Annotated in this window: 18 protein-coding genes; 13 read left to right on the forward strand and 5 right to left on the reverse strand. The window is 73.3% G+C overall.

Annotated elements, in window-relative coordinates:
- Positions 1-14 precede the first annotated feature (14 nt).
- From ACH499_RS16165 to ACH499_RS16175, 3 genes are all read left to right on the forward strand, one after another.
- Positions 15-839, forward strand: coding sequence for a purine-nucleoside phosphorylase (locus tag ACH499_RS16165; RefSeq protein WP_365593888.1), 825 nt, complete (start codon positions 15-17; stop codon positions 837-839).
- A 571-nt stretch (positions 840-1,410) separates the two neighbouring features.
- Positions 1,411-3,042 (forward strand): phospho-sugar mutase, encoded by a 1,632-nt coding sequence (locus ACH499_RS16170; protein WP_399016332.1) that lies wholly within the window; start codon positions 1,411-1,413, stop codon positions 3,040-3,042.
- Between the two features lie 254 nt (positions 3,043-3,296).
- Positions 3,297-4,532: a hypothetical protein gene (locus ACH499_RS16175; RefSeq protein WP_399016334.1), complete on the forward strand. Its 1,236-nt coding sequence runs from the start codon at positions 3,297-3,299 to the stop codon at positions 4,530-4,532.
- Between the two features lie 321 nt (positions 4,533-4,853).
- Here the strand turns inward: ACH499_RS16175 and ACH499_RS16180 are convergent, their stop codons facing one another.
- Positions 4,854-5,552, reverse strand: coding sequence for a PH domain-containing protein (locus ACH499_RS16180; protein WP_356198159.1), 699 nt, complete (start codon positions 5,550-5,552; stop codon positions 4,854-4,856).
- Between the two features lie 135 nt (positions 5,553-5,687).
- Between ACH499_RS16180 and deoC the strand changes: the two genes are divergently transcribed.
- The 4 genes from deoC to ACH499_RS16200 all read left to right on the forward strand — a co-directional run bounded on the left by deoC (position 5,688) and on the right by ACH499_RS16200 (position 9,872).
- Complete coding sequence (deoC, locus tag ACH499_RS16185; protein WP_356198181.1) at positions 5,688-6,671, forward strand: deoxyribose-phosphate aldolase; 984 nt, start codon at positions 5,688-5,690, stop codon at positions 6,669-6,671.
- 5 nt (positions 6,672-6,676) lie between these two features.
- Positions 6,677-8,113: an aldehyde dehydrogenase family protein gene (locus ACH499_RS16190; RefSeq protein WP_399016337.1), complete on the forward strand. Its 1,437-nt coding sequence runs from the start codon at positions 6,677-6,679 to the stop codon at positions 8,111-8,113.
- Positions 8,106-8,999, forward strand: a complete 894-nt coding sequence (locus tag ACH499_RS16195) for an aldehyde dehydrogenase family protein (RefSeq protein WP_356198156.1) — start codon at positions 8,106-8,108, stop codon at positions 8,997-8,999. The genes ACH499_RS16190 and ACH499_RS16195 overlap by 8 nt, the downstream gene beginning before the upstream one ends.
- 159 nt (positions 9,000-9,158) lie before the next feature.
- Positions 9,159-9,872 (forward strand): uridine kinase, encoded by a 714-nt coding sequence (locus ACH499_RS16200; protein ID WP_399016339.1) that lies wholly within the window; start codon positions 9,159-9,161, stop codon positions 9,870-9,872.
- Positions 9,873-10,103: 231 nt separating this feature from the next.
- On the opposite strand, the gene ACH499_RS16205 is transcribed toward ACH499_RS16200, so the two are convergent.
- Positions 10,104-10,865: a SigE family RNA polymerase sigma factor gene (locus ACH499_RS16205; protein ID WP_399016341.1), complete on the reverse strand. Its 762-nt coding sequence runs from the start codon at positions 10,863-10,865 to the stop codon at positions 10,104-10,106.
- A gap of 278 nt (positions 10,866-11,143) precedes the next feature.
- On the opposite strand from ACH499_RS16205, the gene afsQ1 reads away from it, so the two are divergent.
- The 5 genes from afsQ1 to ACH499_RS16230 all read left to right on the forward strand — a co-directional run bounded on the left by afsQ1 (position 11,144) and on the right by ACH499_RS16230 (position 14,991).
- Positions 11,144-11,821 carry a two-component system response regulator AfsQ1 gene (gene afsQ1 / locus ACH499_RS16210; protein WP_029394402.1) on the forward strand — a complete coding sequence of 226 codons (678 nt, stop codon included), beginning with the start codon at positions 11,144-11,146 and terminating at the stop codon, positions 11,819-11,821.
- Positions 11,818-13,449: a HAMP domain-containing sensor histidine kinase gene (locus ACH499_RS16215; RefSeq protein ID WP_356198153.1), complete on the forward strand. Its 1,632-nt coding sequence runs from the start codon at positions 11,818-11,820 to the stop codon at positions 13,447-13,449. The genes afsQ1 and ACH499_RS16215 overlap by 4 nt, the downstream gene beginning before the upstream one ends.
- On the forward strand, positions 13,449-14,051 hold the full coding sequence (locus tag ACH499_RS16220; protein WP_399016343.1) for a hypothetical protein: 603 nt from the start codon (positions 13,449-13,451) through the stop codon (positions 14,049-14,051). The genes ACH499_RS16215 and ACH499_RS16220 overlap by 1 nt, the downstream gene beginning before the upstream one ends.
- Before the next feature lie 92 nt (positions 14,052-14,143).
- On the forward strand, positions 14,144-14,692 hold the full coding sequence (locus ACH499_RS16225; protein WP_356198149.1) for a VanZ family protein: 549 nt from the start codon (positions 14,144-14,146) through the stop codon (positions 14,690-14,692).
- Between the two features lie 95 nt (positions 14,693-14,787).
- Entirely contained in the window at positions 14,788-14,991 is a 204-nt protein-coding gene (locus ACH499_RS16230) for a PspC domain-containing protein (RefSeq protein ID WP_356198147.1), read from the forward strand.
- A 111-nt stretch (positions 14,992-15,102) separates the two neighbouring features.
- Here ACH499_RS16230 and ACH499_RS16235 read toward each other — a convergent pair whose 3' ends face one another.
- Both ACH499_RS16235 and ACH499_RS16240 read right to left on the reverse strand, forming a co-directional pair.
- Entirely contained in the window at positions 15,103-15,381 is a 279-nt protein-coding gene (locus ACH499_RS16235) for an ATP-binding protein (RefSeq protein ID WP_356198146.1), read from the reverse strand.
- A gap of 147 nt (positions 15,382-15,528) precedes the next feature.
- Positions 15,529-16,704 carry an adenosine deaminase gene (locus ACH499_RS16240; protein WP_399016346.1) on the reverse strand — a complete coding sequence of 392 codons (1,176 nt, stop codon included), beginning with the start codon at positions 16,702-16,704 and terminating at the stop codon, positions 15,529-15,531.
- 150 nt (positions 16,705-16,854) lie between these two features.
- Here ACH499_RS16240 and ACH499_RS16245 point away from each other — a divergent pair, with 150 nt between their 5' ends.
- Positions 16,855-17,616: an alpha/beta hydrolase gene (locus ACH499_RS16245; RefSeq protein ID WP_356198142.1), complete on the forward strand. Its 762-nt coding sequence runs from the start codon at positions 16,855-16,857 to the stop codon at positions 17,614-17,616.
- A gap of 12 nt (positions 17,617-17,628) precedes the next feature.
- Here ACH499_RS16245 and ACH499_RS16250 read toward each other — a convergent pair whose 3' ends face one another.
- Positions 17,629-18,582, reverse strand: coding sequence for a LysR family transcriptional regulator (locus ACH499_RS16250; protein WP_399016348.1), 954 nt, complete (start codon positions 18,580-18,582; stop codon positions 17,629-17,631).
- Between the last annotated feature and the right edge of the window lie 21 nt (positions 18,583-18,603).

Consider the following 18,603-nt stretch of genomic DNA (forward strand, 5'->3'; position numbering starts at 1 on the left):
CTACCCTCGTCGACGTGAACGCATCTCTTCTTCCGGACGACATCCAGGGCGACCCCTACGCCGCCGCCGACGCCGCCGCGGCCCGCCTGCGCGAACTCACCGGCGCCGAGACCCACGACGTCGCCCTCGTGATGGGCTCCGGCTGGGCACCGGCCGTGGACGCCCTGGGCGACCCCGAGACCGAGCTCCAGGTCACCGATCTGCCCGGCTTCCCCAAGCCGGCGGTGGAGGGCCACGGCGGCAAGATCCGCTCGTACTCCATCGGTGACAAGCGCGCGCTGGTCTTCCTCGGCCGTACGCACTACTACGAGGGCCACGGCGTGGCCGCGGTCTCCCACGGCGTCCGCACGGCCGTCGCCGCCGGTGCCAAGACGATCATCCTGACCAACGGCTGCGGCGGCCTGCGCGAGGGCATGCGCCCCGGCCAGCCGGTCCTGATCAGCGACCACATCAACCTGACCGCCACGTCGCCGATCGTCGGCGCGAACTTCGTGGACCTCACCGACCTGTACTCGCCGCGGCTGCGCGCGCTGTGCAAGGAGGTCGACCCCACGCTGGAGGAGGGCGTCTACGCCCAGTTCCCCGGCCCGCACTACGAGACGCCGGCGGAGATCCGCATGGCCCGCGTGATCGGCGCGGACCTGGTGGGCATGTCCACGGTCCTCGAGGCGATCGCCGCGCGTGAGGCGGGCGCCGAGGTGCTGGGGATCTCGCTGGTGACGAACCTCGCGGCGGGGATGACCGGGGAGCCCCTCAACCACGAGGAGGTCCTCCAGGCGGGCCGCGACTCGGCGACCCGGATGGGCGCGCTGCTGGGCCAGGTACTGGGGCGCCTGTAACCGACCCGGTGCGGTGCCCGGCGAGGGCTCGCGGATCCCGCGTCGCCCGGTCGCCCGGCGTGGCTGCGGTGCGGGGGTGGGTCGCGCGCCCGGCGCCACGAGGTGCCTCCCCCACCGCCCACCCGTGCCGCCCCGGGGGTGCCTCCCAGGCCGTTCAGGCACTGAGGGAGGCACGACTGCCCGCAGCGGCGGCGGCTGGGCGGTCAGCCGGGGGCGGGACGGCGGTCAGCCGCGTACGGCGGGAAGGGGACGGGTCGGGGGGTGTCCGCCCGCAGCGGTTGGCGCGTCAACACGGGCACGTTGGTAAGAAACCGATTCCGCGCCGTTCCGAGGACGGACACCCCCCGACCCGGCCCCGACCCACAAGACCACCGAACGCGCTACGCGCACCCCCACCGAACCCGCACAGGCGCCGCAGGCACCCCGCACCCCCACCGGAGCCGCTCAAGCGCCGCAGGCACCCGCACACCCACCGGAGCCGCACAGGCCGCCGCAGCACCCCCGCCCAAGCGCCGCAGGCACCCGCAGGCACCCCCACCACGACGACCGACCACACGAGAGGCTGACCGACGTGCAAGACGACCTCCTCGCACAGGCCAGGGCATGGCTGGCCGAGGACCCCGACGCGGACACCCGCGCGGAACTCGCCGAGCTCATCGACGCCGAGGACCACGCCGAGCTCACCGCACGCTTCTCCGGCACCCTCCAGTTCGGCACCGCGGGCCTGCGCGGCGAACTCGGCGCCGGCCCGATGCGCATGAACCGCTCGGTGGTGATCCGCGCCGCAGCCGGCCTCGCCGCGTACCTGAAGAAGCAGGGCCACACCGACGGCCTCGTCGTCGTCGGCTACGACGCCCGCCACAAGTCGGAGGACTTCGCCCGCGACACCGCCGCGGTGATGACCGGCGCCGGCCTCAGGGCCGCCGTCCTCCCCCGCCCCCTCCCCACCCCGGTCCTCGCCTTCGCCATCCGCCACCTCGGCGCGGTCGCGGGCGTGGAGGTCACCGCCAGCCACAACCCGCCCCGGGACAACGGCTACAAGGTGTACCTCGGCGACGGCTCCCAGATCGTGCCCCCCGCCGACGCCGGCATCGCCGCGGAGATCGACGCCGTACGCTCCCTGAACGACGTCCCCCGCCCCACCACCGGCTGGCGGACCCTGGACGACTCCGTCCTGGACGCCTACCTGGCCCGCACGGACGCGGTCCTCGCCAAGGACTCCCCCCGCACCGCCCGCACCGTCTACACGGCGATGCACGGCGTCGGCAAGGACACCCTCCTGGCCGCCTTCGCCCGCGCCGGCTTCCCGGAGCCCGCCCTCGTCGCCGAGCAGGCCGACCCCGACCCCGACTTCCCGACCGTCGCCTTCCCCAACCCGGAAGAGCCCGGCGCGATGGACCTCGCCTTCGCCAAGGCCCGCGACACGCACCCCGACCTGGTCATCGCCAACGACCCGGACGCCGACCGCTGCGCCGTGGCGGTCCCCGACGGCGGCGACTGGCGCATGCTGCGCGGTGACGAGGTCGGCGCGCTCCTCGCCGCCCACCTGGTGTCCCGCGGGGCGCGCGGCACGTTCGCGGAGTCGATCGTCTCCTCCTCCCTCCTCGGCCGTATCGCCGAGAAGGCGGGCCTGCCGTACGAGGAGACGCTCACCGGCTTCAAGTGGATCGCCCGCGTGGAGGACATCCGCTACGGCTACGAGGAGGCCCTCGGCTACTGCGTCGACCCGGAGGGCGTCCGCGACAAGGACGGCATCACCGCGGCGCTCCTGATCACGGAGCTGGCCTCGACGCTCAAGGAGCAGGACCGCACGCTGCTCGACCTGCTCGACGACCTCGCCGTGGAGCACGGCCTGCACGCCACGGACCAGCTCTCGGTCCGCGTGGAGGACCTGTCGGTGATCGCGGCCGCGATGCGGCGCCTGCGCGAGCGGCCGCCGGTCCTCCTCGCGGGCCTGCCGGTGTCGAAGGCCGAGGACCTGACCCGGGGCACGGAGACGCTCCCGCCCACCGACGGCCTGCGCTACACGCTCGACGGCGCCCGGGTGATCGTCCGCCCGAGCGGTACGGAGCCCAAGCTGAAGTGCTACCTGGAGGTCGTGGTCCCGGTCGCGGCGCACGCCGACCTCCCCGAGGCCCGCGCGAAGGCGGCGGACCTGCTGGCGGCGCTCAAGCGGGACCTCTCGGCGGCGGCGGGCATCTGACCGCACCGGCACCCGCCACCGCACCCGGCGCGCCCCGCCCACCGCAGCACGGGCACCACGCGCACCACGAGCACCGCACCGCACAGCGCCGCGGCACAGCGCAGCGCCCTGCAGCACACAGGGGTGCCCCCACCCGGGGGCACCCCATCGGGTGATTTCCCCCCACCCGTTGACCCGCCCTGCGCACTCCCGACCGCCCTCCGGGCAACGGTGGACCGGAACGCCCGCCCGAGAGCCGTCAGGGAGCCGCCACCGTGTCCTCGACCGCCTCCGGAACGACCCCGAGCGGCCACATCCCGGCCACCCGGCGCCCCCACTCCCGCCGAGCCACCGCCCCGTCCCCGAGGACCCGCGCGTCCACGGACACCCGCACCCGGCGCCTCCTGCGGGCGGCCCACCGCGCGGCCCCGGCCCTCGGCGCCTACCTCGCCGTCCGCGGCACGTCCCTGCTCGTCCTCGCCGTCTGGGCCCCGCGCCGGCACCAGGACCTCTGGGTGAACCTGGCCGCGCAGTGGGACTCCGACTGGTACCTCGGCATCGCCGAGCACGGCTACACCGACGAGCTGGGCACCGACCTCAACGCCAACAACCTGGCCTTCTTCCCGCTCTACCCGGTCCTGGTGAAGGCGGTGGCCGTCCTCACCCCGGGCAGCCGCGCCTCCACGGGCCTCGGCGTCGCGGTCGCGGCGTCACTGGTCGCGGCGTGGGGGATCTTCGCGGTGGGCGACCGTCTGTACGGCCGGCGGGCGGGCGTCCTGCTCACCACGCTGTGGGCGGCGTTCCCGGTCGGCGTGGTGCAGTGGATGGGCTACACGGAGTCGCTGTTCACGGCGTGCGCGGCCTGGTCGCTGTACGCGGTGCTCAGCGGGCGCTGGCTGTGGGCGGCCGCCTGCGCGGTCCTGGCGGGCCTGACCCGCCCGACCGGCGTGGCGGTGGCGGCGGCGGTCACCCTCACGGCCCTGGCGCACGTGGTCCGCCGCCGCGAGCCGCACCCCCGTCTCCTCGCCGCGGCACTGCTCGCACCGCTCGGCTGGTGCGGCTACGTCGGCTGGGTGGGCCTGCGCCTCGGCCGCTGGGACGGCTACTTCGCCGTACAGCGCCTGTGGCACAACGATCTGGACGGCGGTCTGCGGACCCTGCACCAGTTGCGCTGGCTGCTGTGGAGCGAACCGACGCCGCCGCTGTTCCTGGTGATGGTGACGCTCACGCTGATCGCGTCGGTGGTGCTGTTCGGCCTGTCGGTGTCGGACCGCCAGCCGCTGCCGCTGCTCGTCTTCACGGGCGTCCTGCTGGTGATCGTCCTGTGCAGCGGCGGGGTCTACTTCCCCCGGGCCCGCTTCCTGCTGCCGGCCTTTCCCCTGCTGCTCCCCCTGGCCCTGCACCTGTCCCGGGCCTCGGCCCGCCACCGGGCGCTCGCCCTGGCGGCGGCGGTGCTGACCTCGGCGTACTGCGGCGCGTACATGCTCCTGGTCTGGCCCGCGGCACCGTAGGAAACACATCCCGCACCCGGCGGCCACGGCAGCCGAAGCCCCCACGTCCGGCGACCGGACCACACCCGGTACCCCAACGCCGCGAACAGCCGCCCCGGCACCTGGCGGGCGGCCACGGGCAGCCACGGGCAGCCACGGGCAGCCACCGAAGCCTTCCTCGGACTGACGTCCGCGCACCCCGCACCGCAAGTCAGCAACACACCCCGGCCGACCACGGCGAACAGCGAGGCCGCCGGACACCCGGCCACCACCCGGGCCGGTCGGCGCACGCGCCAGGCCCCACCCCGCCGGCCGAGGTCCCCGCCGGCAGCCCCCGACGGTTCACCCCAGGCCGAGCAGCACGCCCAGCAGCACGGCCCCGGCCACCGCGGGCACGACGACCTCGTAGGCCCAGCGCACGACGACCTCGCCGGGCGCCGTGTCGGTCTTCTCGCCCTTCGCCCCCGCCCGCAGCTCCCGGCTCTCCAGCAGCTCACGCAGCTCGTCCATCATCCGGTCGCTCTCGGCCCGCACGGGCCCGTCCGGCACTTCCGCGGCCCCGGCGCCCCGTCCGCCGCCCGTCCGGCCCCCGCGGGCGCGGGTGTCCCCGGCCAGGCGCCGGTCCTCCCGCCGCGCGGCCTTCTTGCGGGCGCGCAGCGAGACGGGGATGGCCCAGAGCTGGTACTTGGTGCCGGCCTCGTCGAAGACCTCGTTGGAGTAGCCGGAGCGCAGCGAGTCGACCCGGTCCCAGGGCAGCGTGACGACGCGGAAGGGGTTGCGGACGCGCAGCCGCTCCTCGTTGGCGAAGACGGCGGGCCGCACGGTGTAGGCGACGACGAGCGGCACGAGGAACAGCATCGCGGCCAGCGCCTTCCACGGGGTGCTCCCCTCGCCCCCGACCACGGCGTCGATGCCGAGCCAGGCGATGAGGGCGAGCAGCAGGACGCCGCCGGCGAGGCCCGCGGGCGACCGGTAGACCCGGTCCTTGGACTCGGGTACCGAGGGCTGCGGCGGTGGTGACTGGGACTCCGGGGTCGTCATGCCGCCGATTGTGCCCGACGGCCCCGGCGGCGCTTCCGCAAGGTGCCGCCCGACGGCCCGGGGACGGTTCCCCGTGGAGCCGGCCGACGGGGGCTGTACAGCCGCTACGCGCGTAGATATGCTCGGCTGGTGACCATGCCCACCTCTGCATCCGCTGCACCCGCTGCATCCGCTGCGTCCGCCCACGGACTCACGGACGTCACCGCGTCCGACAGCACGCTGCGCCGCTTCCTCCACGGGCTGCCCGGCGTCGACGCGGTCGGCCTGGAGGCGCGTGCCGCCTCTCTCGGCACCCGTTCCATCAAGACCACCGCGAAGGCGTACGCGCTCGACCTCGCCATCTCGATGGTCGACCTGACGACGCTGGAAGGCGCGGACACCCCGGGCAAGGTCCGGGCGCTCGGCGCCAAGGCGGTCCACCCGGACCCGACGGACCGCGCGACCCCGTCGACCGCGGCCGTCTGCGTCTATCCCGACATGGTGCCCGCCGCCAAGGCGGCCGTCGCCGGCTCGGACGTCAAGGTCGCCTCGGTGGCCACCGCGTTCCCGGCGGGCCGCGCCTCGCTGGCGGTCAAGCTGGCCGACGTGCGCGAGGCCGTCGCGGCGGGCGCGGACGAGGTCGACATGGTCATCGACCGCGGCGCGTTCCTCGCCGGGAACTACATGAAGGTGTACGACGAGATCGTCGCCGTGAAGGAGGCGTGCGGCACCTCCGCCCGCCTCAAGGTCATCTTCGAGACCGGCGAGCTGTCGACGTACGACAACATCCGCCGCGCGAGCTGGCTCGGCATGCTGGCCGGCGCCGACTTCATCAAGACGTCCACAGGCAAGGTCGCGGTCAACGCGACCCCGGCCAACACGCTGCTGATGCTGGAGGCGGTCCGCGACTTCCGCGCGCAGACGGGCGTCCAGGTCGGCGTGAAGCCGGCCGGCGGCATCCGCACCGCGAAGGACGCCGTCAAGTTCCTGGTCCTGGTCAACGAGACCGCGGGCGAGGACTGGCTGGACAACCACTGGTTCCGCTTCGGCGCCTCCTCGCTGCTGAACGACCTGCTGATGCAGCGTCAGAAGCTGGCCACCGGCCGCTACTCCGGCCCCGACTACGTGACGGTGGACTGATCACCATGGCATCTGCATTCGAGTACGCGCCGGCGCCCGAGTCCCGCGCCGTCGTCGACATCGCCCCGTCGTACGGCCTGTTCATCGACGGCGAGTTCACCGAGGCGGCCGACGGCAAGGTCTTCAAGACCGTCAGCCCCAGCACCGAGGAGGTCCTCTCCGAGGTCGCCGAGGCCGGCGAGGCGGACGTCGACCGCGCCGTCGGGGCGGCCCGGAAGGCCTTCGAGAAGTGGTCGGCGCTCCCCGGCTCCGAGCGCGCCAAGTACCTGTTCCGCATCGCGCGGATCATCCAGGAGCGCAGCCGCGAGCTGGCCGTCCTGGAGACGCTGGACAACGGCAAGCCGATCAGGGAGACCCGCGACGCGGACCTGCCCCTGGTCGCCGCGCACTTCTTCTACTACGCGGGCTGGGCCGACAAGCTCGGCCACGCCGGTTTCGGCGCGGACCCGAGGCCGCTGGGCGTCGCGGGCCAGGTCATCCCGTGGAACTTCCCCCTCCTGATGCTGGCGTGGAAGATCGCCCCGGCGCTGGCGACGGGCAACACGGTCGTCCTGAAGCCCGCCGAGACGACCCCCCTGTCCGCGCTGTTCTTCGCGGACGTCTGCCGCCGGGCCGGGCTGCCCAGGGGCGTCGTCAACATCGTCACCGGCGACGGCCGCACCGGCGCCGCGCTGATCGCCCACCCCGACGTGAACAAGGTCGCCTTCACCGGTTCCACGGCCGTCGGCAAGGAGATCGCGCGCACGGTCGCGGGCACCCGCAAGAAGCTGACGCTGGAGCTGGGCGGCAAGGGCGCCAACATCGTCTTCGACGACGCCCCGATCGACCAGGCCGTCGAGGGCATCGTCGACGGGATCTTCTTCAACCAGGGCCAGGTGTGCTGCGCGGGCTCGCGCCTCCTCGTCCAGGAGTCGGTCCACGACGAGCTGCTGGACTCCCTCAAGCGGCGCCTGTCCACGCTGCGCCTCGGCGACCCGCTGGACAAGAACACCGACATCGGCGCGATCAACTCCGCCGAGCAGCTCGCCCGGATCACCGCGCTGGCCGACCGGGGCGAGGCGGAGGGCGCCGAGCGCTGGTCCCCGGCCTGCGAACTCCCCCAGAACGGCTACTGGTTCGCCCCGACGCTCTTCACGAACGTCACCCAGGCGCACACCGTCGCCCGCGACGAGATCTTCGGCCCCGTCCTGTCGGTCCTCACCTTCCGCACCCCGGACGAGGCCGTGGCCAAGGCCAACAACACCCCGTACGGCCTGTCGGCGGGCATCTGGACGGAGAAGGGTTCGCGCATCCTGGCGGTGGCGAACAAGCTCCGCGCGGGCGTGATCTGGTCCAACACGTTCAACAAGTTCGACCCGACCTCGCCGTTCGGCGGTTACAAGGAGTCGGGCTTCGGCCGCGAGGGCGGCCGCCACGGCCTGGAGGCGTACCTCGATGTCTGACCAGAACCGACTCAGCGTCTTCAAGACCTACAAGCTGTACGTCGGCGGGAAGTTCCCGCGTTCCGAGAGCGGCCGGGTGTACGAGGTGACGGACTCGAAGGGCAACTGGCTGGCGAACGCTCCGAAGTCCAGCCGCAAGGACGCCCGTGACGCGGTCGTCGCCGCGCGCAAGGCGTTCGGCGGCTGGTCCGGCGCGACGGCGTACAACCGCGGCCAGATCCTCTACCGCGTCGCCGAGATGCTGGAGGGCCGCCGCGACCAGTACGTCCGCGAGGTGGCCGAGGCCGAGGGCCTGTCCCGGGCCAAGGCCGCCGCGCAGGTGGACGCGGCGATCGACCGCTGGGTCTGGTACGCGGGCTGGACCGACAAGATCGCCCAGGTGGTCGGCGGCGGCAACCCGGTCGCGGGCCCGTTCTTCAACCTGTCGTCGCCGGAGCCGACCGGCGTGGTCGCGGTCCTCGCCCCGCAGGAGTCGTCGTTCCTGGGCCTGGTCTCGGTCGTCGCCCCGGTGATCGCCACCGGCAACACGGCGGTCGTGATCACGAGCGAGCGCTTCCCGCTCCCGGCCCTCTCCCTCGGCGAGGTGCTGGCCACCTCCGACCTGCCCGGCGGCGTGGTCAACATCCTGTCCGGCCGCACGGCGGAGATCGCGGCGCCGCTGGCCGCGCACCAGGACGTCAACGCCATCGACCTCGCGGGCGCCGACGAGGCGCTGGCGAAGGAGCTGGAGACCGCCGCGGCGGACAACCTCAAGCGGGTCCTGCGTCCACAGCCTGTGGACGACTGGTCGGCGATGCCGGGCACGGAGCGCATGACCGCGTTCCTGGAGACCAAGACGGTCTGGCACCCCACGGGCGCGCTGGGCGCCTCGGGCTCGTCCTACTGAGCCCCCTCGCACAGGAGAGCCGCGCCCGACCTCCGTCCGGGTGGGGCGCGGCTCTCCGCCGGGCGACTCCACCGAACGGATGCGGCGCCGCCGCCCGCCGTCGGCCGCCCTGCCGACGGCGCGGAGGGTGACCGGTCCGCCACGCGGCGCGCCCGAGGTGTGACGCGCGCTGCAAAGCCGGTACGCGGGCTCGTACGGCGGCCGTCCGATGCCCCACACTGGTGTCCCGTGACCTCCCATCCGCCCATACCGACGCGAGTCGTGCTGCTCTGCGGCCCCTCCGGCTCCGGCAAGTCCCTCCTCGCCGCCCGCTCCGGTCTTCCGGTGCTGCGGCTCGACGACTTCTACAAGGAGGGCACCGACCCGACGCTGCCGCTGGTGGCCGGGAGTTCCGACATCGACTGGGACCACCCCGGCTCGTGGGACGCGGACACCGCCGTCGCCGCGATCACCGAGCTGTGCCGCACGGGCCGTACGCGCGTGCCCGTCTACGACATCGCGCTCAGCGCCCGTACCGGCGAGGACGCGGTCGACATCGGGCGCACCCCGCTCTTCCTCGCGGAGGGCATCTTCGCCGCGGAGATCGTCGAGCGCTGCCGTGAACTGGGCGTGCTGGCGGACGCGTTGTGCCTGAGCCGGGGACCGCTGACGACCTTCCGCCGGCGCTTCCTGCGGGATCTCAAGGAAGGCCGCAAGTCCGTGCCGTTCCTGCTGCGCCGCGGCTGGCGGCTGATGCGGCAGGAGCGGGCGATCATCGCCCGGCAGACGGCCCTGGGCGCCCACGCCTGCGACCGGGACGAGGCGATGGGCCGGCTGGCCGCCGCGGCGGCGGGCCGGTGCGCCACGGCGCGCTCGACACGTACGGCGGTGTGACGGGCGGACGCGCACGGGCAAAGAGAACGGGACTGGACGGACCCCCCGGCCCTCCAGTCCCGCTTCCTTGTTGCTCCCCCGTGTTCCCCGTTCCCCCGTTCTCCCCCGTCCCCCGTTGTCCCCCCGTCGGTCCCCCGTGGTGCTTCCCCGTGAGTAAGAGCCCGGTACTCCCCCGCTGATACACCCCGGGCTCCGGTTTTTTTCCGGGGACCCCCCCGAGCCCCCGGGACCTCAGGCGACGAGTTCGCCGAAGGCGTCCTCCCGGTCACGGCCGAAGCTGAGGACCTCGTCGTCGCGCAGCCGGCGCAGCGAGCGCCAGATGCTGGACTTCACCGTGCCGACGCTGATGCCGAGGATGTCCGCGATCTCCGGGTCCGTGCGGCCCTCGTAGTAGCGCAGGACCAGCATGGTGCGCTGGAGTTCGGGCAGCCGGGCCAGCGCCTGCCACAGGACCGTGCGCAGTTCCGTGCCGCGCATGGCGTCCGTGTCGCCGGGCGTCTCCGGCAGTTCCTCGGTCGGGTACTCGTTGAGCTTGCGGCGCCGCCAGGCGCTGATGTGCAGGTTGGTCATGGTGCGGCGGAGGTATCCGCCGACGGCCGCCTTGTCGCTGATCCGGTCCCACGCCCGGTAGGTCGAGAACAGCGCGCTCTGCAGCAGGTCCTCGGCCTCGAAGCGGTCCCCGGTGAGGTGGTAGGCGGTGGCGTACAGGGAGGCGCGGCGCTCCTGGACGTAGGCGGTGAACTCCGCCTCCGACAGCGAGCGGCGCTCCCCCGGGACCTCCCCGTACGTCGCTCCCCCGTGCGTCTCCCCCCGGCCGCCCGTGTCCCCCGTGCGGGCGTCGATCACCGTCATGTAGGCGGTGTGCTGACGCCCGGTGCCGCGAGCGCACCCCCGCCCGCTCACGGCACCGGACTTCTCGGAACCCCGGTGTGCGTGCACGTCGTGCAGACGCGTGACCACTGCGCTGGTGCTGGTGCCCTTCAGCGTGTTCATCTCGCGCCCCCCGTCGTGGACTTCCGGTGTTCGGACTGCTGTGCCGCGCCGTCCCGCGATGTTCCGCGTGCGGCGGGGCCTCGTGCGACGTGCGGTGTTGCCTGTGCCGAAAAGCTTGCCGCGGCGACTTCATGGCCGTGTCCGCCGACTGTCACAGACCTGTCACAGGGGTCGGCCACGGTTGCGCCACAGATCCTTCACAGGGCCCGTCGGCGGGTGAGGACCCCATCCTGGCCCGCGGGTCGAACCCGGCCCCCTCCATGGGCCAGAATGAGCCTGTGCCTTCCCTGTTGCTGATCGAGGACGACGACGCCATCCGGACGGCCCTGGAGCTCTCTCTGACGCGCCAGGGACACCGCGTGGCGACCGCTGCCAGCGGTGAGGACGGTCTGAAGCTGCTGCGCGAGCAGCGGCCCGATCTGATCGTGCTGGACGTCATGCTGCCCGGCATCGACGGATTCGAGGTGTGCCGGCGCATCCGGCGCACCGACCAGTTGCCGATCATCCTGCTGACCGCGCGCAACGACGACATCGACGTGGTCGTCGGCCTGGAGTCGGGCGCCGACGACTATGTCGTCAAGCCCGTGCAGGGCCGGGTGCTGGACGCCCGGATCCGGGCCGTGCTGCGGCGCGGCGAGCGCGAGTCCAGCGACTCGGCGAGCTTCGGCAGCCTGGTCATCGACCGTTCCGCGATGACCGTGACCAAGAACGGCGAGGACCTCCAGCTCACGCCGACCGAGCTGCGGCTCCTCCTGGAACTGAGCCGGCGCCCGGGGCAGGCCCTGTCCCGCCAGCAGTTGCTGCGCCTGGTGTGGGAGCACGACTACCTGGGCGACTCCCGGCTCGTGGACGCCTGTGTGCAGCGGCTGCGCGCCAAGGTGGAGGACGTGCCGTCCTCCCCGACCCTGATCCGTACCGTGCGGGGTGTCGGCTACCGGCTGGATCCGCCTCAGTGACACAGGAACACCAGGGGGGTTCGCGCGGCTGGGCCGCGACGCGCAAGGGAGTCTGGTCACGGCTGCGCTTCACCAGCCTGCGCCTTCGGCTGGTCGTCGTCTTCGGCCTCGTCGCGCTCACCGCGGCCGTGTCCGCGTCCGGCATCGCGTACTGGCTGAACCGCGAGGCGGTGCTCACCCGTACCCAGGACGCCGTGCTGCGCGGCTTCGAGCAGGAGATGCAGAACCGGGCGGGCGCGCTGCCCGCGCGGCCCACGCAGGACGAGTTGCAGCACACCGCCGGCCAGATGGCCAACAGCAGCCAGCAGTTCGCCGTGCTGCTCGTCGCCGCCGACGCCGACGGGGCTCCCGTGTACGGCAGTTCGGGCGGCCTCGGGGGCTTCTCGCTGGCCGACGTACCCGAGTCGCTGCGCGTCGCGGTGAACCGGGAGCAGAAGGTCACCTCGGCCAACAAGCACCCGTACCACCTGTACTGGCAGCGGGTCGTCGACGACGGCACCCCCTATCTGGTGGCCGGGTCGCGGGTGAACGGCGGCGGGCCGACCGGATACATGCGCAAGTCGCTGGAGCCCGAGGCCAAGGACCTGAACTCGCTGGCCTGGTCGCTGGGGATCGCGACGGGGCTCGCGCTGCTCGGCTCGGCGCTGCTCGCGCAGGCGGCGGCGACGACCGTGCTCAAGCCGGTGCACCGGCTCGGCACCGCGGCGCGGCGGCTCGGCGAGGGCAGGCTGGACACCCGGCTGCGCGTGTCCGGCACCGACGAACTGGCGGATCTGTCCCGGACGTTCAACAGTGCCGCCGAGGCCCTGGAGAAGCGGGTCGCGGACATGGCCGACCGGGAGCAGGCCTCACGGCGCTTCGTGGCGGACATGAGCCATGAGCTGCGGACGCCGCTGACGGCCATCACCGCCGTCACGGAGGTGCTGGAGGACGAGCTGGAGTTCGAGGGCGGCGGCATCGACCCGATGATCGAACCGGCCGTACGGCTGGTGGTGAGCGAGACGCGGCGGCTGAACGACCTCGTGGAGAACCTGATGGAGGTCACCCGCTTCGACGCGGGCACCGCCCGGCTGGTCCTGGACGACGTCGACGTCGCCGACCAGATCACCGCCTGCATCGACGCCCGTGCCTGGCTGGACGCCGTCGACCTGGACGCCGAGCGCGGCATCCACGCCCGCCTCGACCCGCGCCGCCTGGACGTCATCCTGGCCAACCTGATCGGCAACGCCCTCAAGCACGGCGGGTCGCCGGTGCGGGTGTCGGTGACGCGGGCGGACCACGAGGTCGTCATCGCGGTGCGCGATCACGGCCCCGGCATCCCGGAGGACGTCCTGCCGCACGTCTTCGACCGCTTCTACAAGGCGAGCGCCTCCCGGCCGCGCTCCGAGGGCAGCGGGCTCGGCCTGTCCATCGCCCTGGAGAACGCGCACATCCACGGCGGCGAGATCACCGCGGAGAACCATCCGGAGGGCGGCGCGGTGTTCACGCTGCGGCTGCCGCAGGACGCGTCGGTCCCGGCCGAGGAGGACGCCCAGGGCGCCGAGGGCACGGCGGCGGACGGCGGGAGCGGGGACGCGGGCCGCGAGCAGGGCCGGGGCCAGGGCAAGGACGCGAAGGGACAGGCCTGATGACCGTACGCCGCCTGCTGGCGCTCCCCGTGCTGGCCGCGCTGCTCGCCGGATGCGGCATCCGCGCCACGGAGGTGCCCACGGACTACGGCCCCGCGCCCTCGCGGGTGCGCTGCTCGCTCGCCGAGCCGGACGTGTCGGTGCAGGCCGCGCCCGGTCTGCCGGTGCAGGTGTTCCTGCTGTGCGGGTCGTCCCTGGTGACCGTGGACCGGTCGGTGCGCGTCCCGGACGGCACGGCGGACTCCGCGCGGCGGGTGCTGGTCGCCCAGGGGCTGCTGGACCAGCTCGCGAAGCAGCCGCCGGCCGCGGAGAAGGAGGCCGGGTACACCACCGACGTACGCGGCGGCATCACCGTGAAGGGGCCGCGCCGCGGCGACCCGGAGGACACGCTGCGGCTGGGCACCGCGCCCGGGGACCTCACCTCGTACGCGCTCGCGCAGGTGGTCTGCACCTTCGCCGCGTCGGCCGCGGCCGAGGGCGACGGTTCCGTGATCCTTGCCGGGCCCGACGACCGGGCGCCGCGCCGTTACACGTGCACGGACGAGGTCCGTGCCCGGCCCGGCAGCAACGAACCGCCGTCGCGGGAGGTCACCGGCGGCTGAGGTCCGGGCGCCCGTGGGCCATGTGGCGCAAGCCTCACCCTTGCGTATGAGGCGCCGGAACCACGCGCCCCGGAGGCCGCGTCTAGGGGGGCGTGCAGCGTCAAGGGTTCATCGGCGGCAGCGCCGCGCTCCGCATCCGTGTGACGGGAGGTGTCCTCCTCGTCGCACACCTCGCGTTCGTCGCCTGGTACACCCTGCGTCCGCTGGACGTGCCCTGGGTGCTGCCGGCCAACGTGCATCCGTTCGCGGGGATCCGGGCCGACCTGGCGCTGGGCTGGCCGGCGGCGGCCCGCGCGCTGGGCGGGTCGCTCGCGCTGCTCGCGCCGCTGGGCGTGCTGCTGCCGGTGGTGAACGGGCGGCTGGCCGTGTCGCCGACGGTGTCCCTGCTGCGCACCATGGCCGCGGGCGCCCTGCTGTCGCTGGGCATCGAGCTGCTGCAGACCGGGGTGCCGGGCCAGGTCGTGGACGTCGACTCGGTGCTGCTGAACACCCTGGGGGTGGCCCTCGCCCACCTCGCGGTCGTCCCCGCGGGCCGGGCCAGGCTCCGTCGCGGGGCCGGCCCGGAGTCGGCGGGGGACGTTCCCCAGGAGGCCGCTCAGGGTCGGACCCCGACGATTCCCAGGGTCGGCATCGCCCCGTAGAGCGACGCTTTGTTCCGTTCGTCTCCGTAGCGTGGAGGGCAGATGAGGGGGCAGCCGGAGGGCAGTCCCCGCCACACGCTCACGAAGGAGCCGCGATGTCCCGCCTCGCCCGCCCCACCCACGGCCGCATGATCGGCGGAGTGTGCGCCGCGCTGGCCCGGCGCTTCGGCACCTCCGCCTCCACGATGCGGGTGATCTTCGCGGTCTCCTGCCTGCTCCCGGGCCCGCAGTTCCTGCTCTACCTGGCACTGTGGATCCTCCTGCCGTCGGAGGAGAAGGCGGCCCGCACGGCCTGGTGACGGGCCTGGACGGGCGGCGTCCGGCGCCCGGTGGACGCGCTTCCCCTGATGACACCGATGGGGCGCACCCGGAACGGGTGCGCCCCATCGGCGCGTTGCGGCAGGCGCGGCTCAGCCGAGCGGCACGCCGTTCACCGACCAGCCCTGCGTGGGCATGCCCTGCGGCGGCAGTCCGCCGACCAGTTCCGTGACCGGCTGGGCCGGGCCGTCCGCGACCTGGTCGGTGACCGGCTGCGTGACGTTCTCGGCGGGCAGGGTGCGGGCGACGGAGCCCACGGTCTGGCCGGCGTCGGGGAGCTCCGGGGCCGCGGAGGCCGCGCCGGCACCGGCGGCGGCGAAGGCGGCACCGAGAGCGGCGACACCGAGGGTCTTGGCAGCAGACTGCTTCATGAAAATGCGTCCTCGAAATGAGTAGACGGGGGATTCGAGCGGTTCTCGACCGTAAACACGCGACACCGTCCGCCGCAAACATCGAAATGCGGACGGATGGTGAACATCCGCCCGCACGCCGATTTCCCTTCTTTCCTCACTCAGTCGTCAGTCACCCGAAGAACCGCTGGTGGAAGCCGTCTGCTGGAACAGCCATTCGGATTTCAGTTCCGCGTATCCCGGCTTGATCACGTCATTGATCATGGCCAGCCGTTCATCGAAAGGAATGAACGCCGATTTCATCGCGTTGACGGAGAACCATTGCATGTCGTCGAGCGTGTAGTCGAATGCGTCGACAAGATGCTCGAATTCCCGGCTCATGCTGGTGTGGGACATCAGCCGGTTGTCGGTGTTGACGGTGACGCGGAAGTGCAGCCGGCGCAGCAGGCCGATGGGGTGCCCGGCGTAGGAGTCGGCCGCGCCGGTCTGGAGGTTGGAACTGGGGCACAGTTCGAGCGGGATCCGCTTGTCCCTCACGTAGGAGGCGAGCCGGCCGAGCTCGACCGTTCCGTCCTCGTGGACCTTGATGTCGTCGATGATCCGCACCCCGTGCCCGAGCCGGTCGGCGCCGCACCACTGCAGGGCCTGCCAGATGGACGGCAGCCCGAACGCCTCGCCGGCGTGGATGGTGAAGTGGTTGTTCTCCCGCTTCAGGAACTCGAAGGCGTCGAGGTGCCGGGTGGGCGGGTAGCCGGCCTCGGCGCCCGCGATGTCGAAGCCGACGACGCCGAGGTCGCGGTAGCGGTTGGCGAGTTCGGCGATCTCCAGGGAGCGGGCGGCGTGCCGCATGGCGGTGAGCAGGGCGCCGACGCGGACGCGGTGGCCGTTCTCCCGCGCCCGCCGCTCGCCCTCGCGGAAGCCCTCGTTGACGGCCTCGACGACCTCTTCGAGGCTCAGCCCCGCCTCCAGGTGCTGCTCGGGGGCGTACCGCACCTCGGCGTAGACGACCCCGTCCTCGGCGAGGTCCTCGGCGCACTCGGCGGCGACCCGGACCAGGGCCTCGCGGGTCTGCATGACGCCGACGGTGTGGGAGAAGGTCTCCAGGTACCGCTCGAGCGACCCGGAGTCGGCGGCCTCGCGGAACCAGGTGCCGAGCCGGTCGGGGTCGGTCTCGGGAAGGTGCCGGTATCCGGTGGCGCGGGCGAGGTCGACGACCGTGCCGGGGCGCAGCCCGCCGTCGAGATGGTCGTGCAGCAGAACCTTGGGCGCCCGGCGGATCTGGTCCGGCGACGGAGTCCTCGCGGCGCTGTGCGCGCCGCCCTTCGCGGTGTTCTGGCTCGTCATTGGCGCACTGTAGCTCCTACGCGCGTAGAGCGGCAGGAGGTACGCGCGAGTAGGCGGGGACGGTGCGGAACCGGTGGACGCGGGCGCCGATATGTAACGGTGACTGCGAGTACGGGTCGCGCACACCCGGTCTTCTGAGAATGTTCTGTCATGGCACAGCAAGCGACGCCGGTCCGTCGGGCCCGGCTGGGGCGAACGCTCGGTCCGGAGGGGACGGCGGTGAGCGGTGTGGTGCTGCTGCTCCCCGGCGGTGACGAGGTCTCCAGCCGCAGGCCCTCCCCCCTGCTGGCGGCCGCGTCCGTGCGCGCGCTCGGGCGCCGGCTGGCCCGCGCGGGCCGGGACGAGGGCCTGGCCACGCACGTGGTGCACTACCGCTACCGGGGCTGGAACGGCGCGGAGGCGCATCTCGCCCGCGACGCCGACTGGGCCGCCGACGAGGCCGTACGGCGCTACGGCGACGTCCCGGTCTGCCTCGCCGGTGTCGGCATGGGCGGGCGGGCCGCGCTGCGTGCCGCCGGGCACGAGGCGGTCACCTCCGTACTGGCCCTCGCCCCGTGGCTGCCCGACGAGGACGTGGCGGCGACGCCCGAACCGGTGAAGCAGCTCGCCGGGCGCCGGGTGCTGATCGTGCACGGCACCAACGACGGACGCAGCGACCCCGAGCTGTCGTTCCGGCTGGCGGCGCGGGCGAAGAAGGCCAACCGTGACGTGTGCCGGTTCGAAGTGCACTCCGACGGGCACGGGTTGCGGCACTACCGGGACGAAGTCGTCGCGCTGGCGGAGGACTTCGTGATGGGTGTGCTGTTCGGGCAGTCCTTCTCCCGTCCGGTGGTGGACGCGCTGGCCGCGCCCCCGCCGCTGGGACTGCGGATGCCTCTGGCGGCCGGGTTCGGCAAGTCGCTGCGGCGGTAGCCGGGGCCGGGTCTACGCCGGCAGCAGACTGCCCCTGCGCGACAGCAGGAACTTCTTGAAGGCGGCCACCGGCGGTGTGTCCGTGCGCCCCGCCAGCCAGGCCACGCCGATCTCGCGCGCCGCACGCGGTGCCGTGACCGTCAGTTCGACCACGCCGGGGCGGGGCACCGCGGGCGGCGGCAGCAGGGCGACACCGAGGCCCGCGGCGACCAGGCCGCGCAGCGTCTCCGCCTCCTCCCCCTCGAAGGCCACCCGCGGCCGGAAACCGGCCTCCTCGCACAGGGCGTCCGTGATGCGCCGCAGGCCGTAACCGGGCTCCAGGGTCACGAAGTTCTCGTCGGCGGCCTCGGCGAGGCGGATGCGTCGCCGGCCGGCCAGGGCGTGGTCGGCAGGGACGACGAGGCGCAGCTTCTGCTCGTCGAGGCGGCGGGCGACCAGGTCGGGCGCGTCCGGGACCGGGGAGGTGAGGCAGAGGTCGAGTTCGCCCGCGCGCAGGCGTTCCAGCATGGCCTCGCCGTAGTTCTGGACGAGACTGAAGCGGACGCGGGGGTGGTCGGCGCGGAAGGCGTGCAGCAGGCCGGGGACGGTCTCGGCGCCCATGGTGTGCAGGAAGCCGAAGGCGACCTTGCCGGTGGCCGGGTCGGCGTCGGCGCGGACCTCCTCGGCGGCGCGTCCGATCTCGGCGAGGGCGCGTTCGACGGAGCCGAGGAAGCCGCGTCCGGCGGGGGTGAGGGCGAGGGTGCGGCCGTGGCGGACGAACAGGTCGACGCCCAGGTCCGCTTCGAGGCGGACGAGGGCGCGCGAGAGGGTCGACTGGGGGACGTTCATCTCCTGGGCGGCCCGGGTGACGTGCTCGGTGCGGGCGACGCCGGCGAAGTGCGCGAGGCGGGGCGCGAGCAGCGTGACGATGTCTTCTGTGTCACCGGACGGTGACAGGCGGGCCTGTGAGCTTGACTGATGCACCATGGGAACGATTATGGCGATTCC

It is taken from the genome of Streptomyces sp. NPDC018947 (assembly GCF_044390505.1).
Classification (GTDB): domain Bacteria; phylum Actinomycetota; class Actinomycetes; order Streptomycetales; family Streptomycetaceae; genus Streptomyces.

Coding starts and splice junctions, on each gene's coding strand:
- ACH499_RS16195 (WP_356198156.1), top strand. CDS start 8,106: ATGTCTGACCAGAACCGACTCAGCGTCTTCAAGACCTACAAGCTGTAC.
- ACH499_RS16230 (WP_356198147.1), top strand. CDS start 14,788: ATGTCCCGCCTCGCCCGCCCCACCCACGGCCGCATGATCGGCGGAGTG.
- ACH499_RS16205 (WP_399016341.1), bottom strand. CDS start 10,865: ATGAACACGCTGAAGGGCACCAGCACCAGCGCAGTGGTCACGCGTCTG.
- ACH499_RS16235 (WP_356198146.1), bottom strand. CDS start 15,381: ATGAAGCAGTCTGCTGCCAAGACCCTCGGTGTCGCCGCTCTCGGTGCC.
- ACH499_RS16180 (WP_356198159.1), bottom strand. CDS start 5,552: ATGACGACCCCGGAGTCCCAGTCACCACCGCCGCAGCCCTCGGTACCC.
- deoC (WP_356198181.1), top strand. CDS start 5,688: ATGCCCACCTCTGCATCCGCTGCACCCGCTGCATCCGCTGCGTCCGCC.
- ACH499_RS16240 (WP_399016346.1), bottom strand. CDS start 16,704: ATGACGAGCCAGAACACCGCGAAGGGCGGCGCGCACAGCGCCGCGAGG.
- ACH499_RS16250 (WP_399016348.1), bottom strand. CDS start 18,582: ATGGTGCATCAGTCAAGCTCACAGGCCCGCCTGTCACCGTCCGGTGAC.
- ACH499_RS16220 (WP_399016343.1), top strand. CDS start 13,449: ATGACCGTACGCCGCCTGCTGGCGCTCCCCGTGCTGGCCGCGCTGCTC.
- ACH499_RS16190 (WP_399016337.1), top strand. CDS start 6,677: ATGGCATCTGCATTCGAGTACGCGCCGGCGCCCGAGTCCCGCGCCGTC.
- ACH499_RS16245 (WP_356198142.1), top strand. CDS start 16,855: ATGGCACAGCAAGCGACGCCGGTCCGTCGGGCCCGGCTGGGGCGAACG.